Genomic DNA, 4,684 nt, shown 5'->3' with positions numbered 1-4,684 from the left:
GCGGCGCAGCGGGGGCTCGACGCCGTCGGCGAGGCGACGGGCGGTGAGGAGGAAGCCGGTGTGGCCGATCATGCGGTGGTCGGGGCGGACGGCGAGGCCTTCGAGGTGCCAGGTGCGGACCATGGTCTCCCAGGCCTGCGGCTCGGTGAAGGTGCCGTGCTCGCGCAGCGCCTCGACGGTGCGGGACATCTGCGTGGTGGTGGCCACGTAGCAGCAGATGAGGCCGCCGGGGACGAGCGCCTCGGAGGCGACGTCCAGGCACTCCCAGGGGGCGAGCATGTCGAGGATGACGCGGTCGACGTCGGTCTCGACCAGGTTGTCCTGGAGGTCGCCGACGGTGAGCTTCCACGCGGGGTGCGGGCCGCCGAAGTAGCGCTCGACGTTGCCGCGGGCGATGTCCGCGAAGTCCTCCCGCCGCTCGTAGGAGGCGAGCATGCCGGTGTCGCCGACGGCGCGCAGCAGGTAGGTGGACAGGGCGCCGGAGCCGACGCCCGCCTCCACCACCCTCGCGCCGGCGAAGATGTCGGCCATGGCCAGGATCTGCCCCGCGTCCTTGGGGTAGATCACGGCCGCGCCGCGCGGCATGGACAGGACGTAGTCGGGGAGCAGGGGGCGCAGCGCGAGGTACGGGACGTTGCCCGTCGTGCGGACGACCGTGCCCTCGGGAGCGCCGATCAGCTCGTCGTGCGGGAACGCACCCTTGTGGGTGTGGAACTGGTTCCCGGCCTGGAGCGTGAACGTGTAGTGGCGGCCCTTGGGGTCGGTCAGCTGGACCTGGTCCCCGACCTGGAAGGGCCCGCGTCGGCGGGCGGCACCGGTCGGTTCGGACATGGGGGCCATCCTACGGGAGCCTGAGGGCTCCCCCGACCACATGATCGGTTCAGACGGTCGGGCGCCCGAGGAGGGCGGCGGTGAGGCGGCGTTCGAGGTCGGCGAGGGAGAGCACGCCGTAGACGCTGCCGTCGGCGCGGATCACCAGGTACTCGGAGGCGGGGGCGCGGCGCAGGGTCTCCAGGATCTGCTCGCCGGCCAGGTCGACGGGGACGATGTGGCCGGGCTGGAGGTCGCGGGCGACGGCCGAGACGGCGACCCAGGGGCGGCGGTGCTCGGGGATGTCGGTGACCGCGGACTCCTTGACCAGTCCGGTGGGTTCGCCCCGGCCGTCGACCACCACGATGGCGCCGGCATGGGCCTCGTGGGCGCGGCGGAGGGCCTCGCCGAGCGGGGTGTCGGGGGTGACGTCGATGCTGCGGCGGGCCAGGTCGCGGACCTTGAGCCCGGGCAGGACCTCCTTGAGGCGGGCGTTGCGCAGCGAGTTGCCGGCGCCCTGCCAGATGATGAAGCCGAGGATGGCGGCGAGCACGCCGTCGAGCATGGCTTCGCCGGTGGAGCGTTCGGCGTTCTGCGCGGCGCCGAGCACGGGCAGCCCGAGGACCACGGCGATGGCCAGGGCGCGGCCGGTCCAGACGGCGGCCACGGTGCCCTTCATCGGGTCGCCGGTGGCGGCCCAGACGACGGCGCGCAGCATCCGTCCGCCGTCCAGCGGGAGGCCGGGCAGCAGGTTGAAGGCGGCGACCACCAGGTTGGAGATCATCAGGCCGGCCAGCAGCACGCCGGGGACGGTGGCGGGTTCGACGGCGCTCAGGCCGGCCCAGAACACCCCGGCCAGCACCAGCGAGAGCAGCGGGCCGACCAGGGCGAGCCAGAACTCGCGCCAGGGCCGGTCGGCCTCCTTCTCGATCTCGGAGACGCCGCCGAGGAACTGGAGCTGGATGCGGCGCACGCCGAGCTTGTAGCGCAGTCCGACCACGGTGTGGGCGAGTTCGTGGACCAGCACCGAGCCGTAGAAGGCGACGGCGAAGGAGAAGGCGAGCAGGTAGCGGGTGGCGCCGAGGCCGGGCAGGACGTCGGCCAGCCGGCTGCCGAAGATCCAGGTGATCAGCGCGGCGACCAGGAACCAGGACGGGGTGACGTAGACGGGCACGCCGAACGGCCGGCCCATCAGGATGCCGCCGCGGGGCGGTTCGCCGCCCTCCGGCGAGTCCGGCGTCCCCGGTGCCCGCCCCTTGGTGTCGTTCACCGTGCTCCCTTCACCTTCCGCCGACTCTCTGCGTCCTCGTACGCTACGTGATCTCCCGCCCGCTGCGACGGCGCACCCCGCTCTCCTTAGCCATACCCACCTCTTCGACCGAGCTGTCCGTCCGGTGCAATAGGGTCGGGGCATGCAGCAGACCGACCCCACGCCCACTGCCCGTCCGGCGGCCGCGCCGACCGGGCTGTCGCCGTCCCGGGCGGGTGACTTCATGACCTGCCCGCTGATGTACCGGCTGCGGGTGATCGACCGGCTGCCGGAGCCGCCGAGTGCGGCGGCCACCCGGGGGACGCTGGTGCACGCGGTGCTGGAGCGGCTGTTCGACCATCCGCCGGTGGAGCGCACCCCCGAGCGGGCCCGGGGGTTGTTGGCCCCGCAGTGGGAGCGGCTGCTCGGGGAACGGCCGGAGCTGGCCGAACTGTTCCCGGACGAGCCGGAGAAACTGGCCGGCTGGCTGGGCGACGCCGAGAAGCTGGTGGAGAAGTGGTTCCGGCTGGAGGACCCGACCCGGCTGCACCCGGTGGAGCGCGAGCTGTACGTGGAGACCGCGCTGGCCTCCGGCCTGCTGCTGCGCGGCTACATCGACCGGGTGGACGTCGCACCGTCCGGCGAGGTGCGGCTGGTGGACTACAAGACCGGCCGGGCGCCCTCGCGGGACTTCGAGGGCAAGGCGATGTTCCAGATGAAGTTCTACGCCCTGGTGGTGTGGCGCTGGAAGGGCGTCGTCCCCAAGCGGCTGCAGCTGGTGTACCTCGGCGGCGGCGGCGACGTGGTGACGTACGACCCGGACGAGGCCGATCTGCTGGCGGTGGAGCGGAAGCTGGAGGCGCTGTGGGAGGCGATCTCGGCGGCGGTGGCCACCGGTGAGTTCCCGGCGACCCGCAACCGGCTGTGCGACTGGTGCGACCACAAGGCCAGCTGTCCGGAGTTCGGCGGCACTCCCCCGCCGTACCCGCTGCCGCTGGCCACCCTGACCAATCCCCGCAAGGAGTCGTAGGTGACGATCCGTGTGCTGCTGGTGGACGACCAGCCGCTGCTCCGTACCGGTTTCCGGATGATCCTGGAGGCGGAGTCCGACCTGGTGGTGGTCGGCGAGGCGGGCGACGGGCAGCAGGCGCTGGACCAGGTCCGCGCGCTGCAGCCGGACGTGGTGCTGATGGACATCCGGATGCCGCGGATGGACGGCGTGGAGGCGACCCGCCGGATCGCCGGCCCGGACCGCAGCGGCCCGGCGAAGGTGCTGGTGCTGACCACCTTCGACCTGGACGAGTACGTGGTGGAGGCGCTGCGCGCGGGCGCCAGCGGCTTCCTGCTGAAGGACGTCCCGGCGGAGGAGCTGGTGCAGGCGATCCGGGTGGTGGCGGACGGCGCGGCAATGCTCGCCCCGTCGGTGACCCGCCGCCTGCTGGACATGTACGCCACCAAGCTGCCGTCGGGCGACGAGGCGCCGCCGCAGGCGCTGACGGTGCTGACGGAGCGCGAGGTGGAGGTGCTGCGGCTGGTGGCCCGCGGGCTGTCGAACGCGGAGATCGCGGCCGAGCTGTTCGTCTCCGAGACGACGGTGAAGACGCACGTCGGCCATGTGCTGACCAAGCTCCAGCTGCGCGACCGGGTGCAGGCGGCGGTGTACGCGTACGAGAGCGGCCTGGTGCGCCCCGGCGCGATGTAGCGGGCCCGAAACTGCGGACGGCCCGTCACCCCGGTGGGGTGGCGGGCCGTTGTGCTGCCGGGAGAATCGTTACTTCTTGTTGCGGCCGATCAGCCAGAACCGGAACCGGCTGGTGTTGTCCACGGTGGTGTCGACGCCGGTGACGCCGTTCTTGTACACGTAGAACGACTTGTTCTGGTACAGCGGGACCATCGGCACGGCGTCGGCCAGGATGTTCTGGATCTGGGCGTAGGCGCCGGCGCCGGTGCGGTCGGTCATCTTGATCGATTCCGGCACCAGCTTGTTGCTGATCTGCGCGTTGTCGTAGTTGTTGTGGAACGCGCCGCCGTTGACCACCAGCGGGCTGATGTAGTCGTCCGCGTCGACGTAGTCGGGGGTCCAGCCGATCAGGTACGACTGGTAGCTGTCGTTCGACCAGTTGGCCAGGAAGGTGTTCCAGTCGTTCTCCTGCTGGACCGTCACCTGGAACAGGCCGCTGGCGTCCAGCTGCTTCTTGACGGCCTCCAGCTCGGCGGCGCCGGCCCGGGAGCGGGACCAGGTCATGGTGAGCTTGACCGGGGTGCTGATGTGCGCGTCGGTCAGGATCTTCTTGGCCTTGGCGACGTCCGGCTCGCCGTACTTGTCGAAGAAGGCGGTGTTGTGGCCGACCACGCCGGCCGGGACGACCGAGTACAGCGGCAGCACGGTGCCCGCGTACACGTCGTGGGCGAGCGCCTTGCGGTCGACCAGCTGGGCGACGGCCTGCCGGATCGCCTGCTTGCCGCCGACCTCGTCCTTGGTGTTGAACACCAGGTAGAAGGTCGCGGCGCTGTCGCCCTCGGCGACCCGCAGGTTGCCCTTGCCGGACTGGTCGTCGTTCTTGATCTGGGCGGCGACGGCCGGGTCGAGGCCGTTGTCCGCGATGTCGACCTCGCCCTTGTCGA

The 4,684-nt window shown here is 71.6% G+C and carries 5 protein-coding genes; 2 read left to right on the top strand and 3 right to left on the bottom strand.

Going from position 1 to position 4,684, the window contains the following annotated elements:
• Both IEZ12_RS20965 and IEZ12_RS20960 read right to left on the bottom strand, forming a co-directional pair.
• The coding region (locus IEZ12_RS20965) for a tRNA (adenine-N1)-methyltransferase (protein ID WP_229847739.1) at positions 1–831 on the bottom strand (831 nt) is incomplete at its 3' end.
• Positions 832–880: 49 nt separating this feature from the next.
• Entirely contained in the window at positions 881–2,080 is a 1,200-nt protein-coding gene (locus IEZ12_RS20960; protein ID WP_229847738.1) for a site-2 protease family protein, read from the bottom strand.
• Between the two features lie 142 nt (positions 2,081–2,222).
• On the opposite strand from IEZ12_RS20960, the gene IEZ12_RS20955 reads away from it, so the two are divergent.
• Together IEZ12_RS20955 and IEZ12_RS20950 are read left to right on the top strand one after the other, a co-directional pair.
• Positions 2,223–3,089 (top strand): RecB family exonuclease, encoded by an 867-nt coding sequence (locus IEZ12_RS20955; RefSeq protein WP_100584717.1) that lies wholly within the window; start codon positions 2,223–2,225, stop codon positions 3,087–3,089.
• Complete coding sequence (locus IEZ12_RS20950) at positions 3,090–3,761, top strand: response regulator (protein ID WP_043911498.1); 672 nt, start codon at positions 3,090–3,092, stop codon at positions 3,759–3,761. It abuts the gene before it with no gap.
• Between the two features lie 69 nt (positions 3,762–3,830).
• Here the strand turns inward: IEZ12_RS20950 and IEZ12_RS20945 are convergent.
• Positions 3,831–4,684, bottom strand: an 854-nt coding sequence (locus tag IEZ12_RS20945; protein WP_229847737.1) for an ABC transporter substrate-binding protein, incomplete at its 5' end; no start/stop codon positions are given.

The sequence above is a fragment of the Kitasatospora griseola genome, from assembly GCF_014648555.1.
In the GTDB taxonomy this organism is placed as follows: domain Bacteria; phylum Actinomycetota; class Actinomycetes; order Streptomycetales; family Streptomycetaceae; genus Kitasatospora; species Kitasatospora griseola.
Note: the sequence above shows the minus strand (reverse complement) of the source record. Positions and strands in the feature narration are given on the sequence as shown.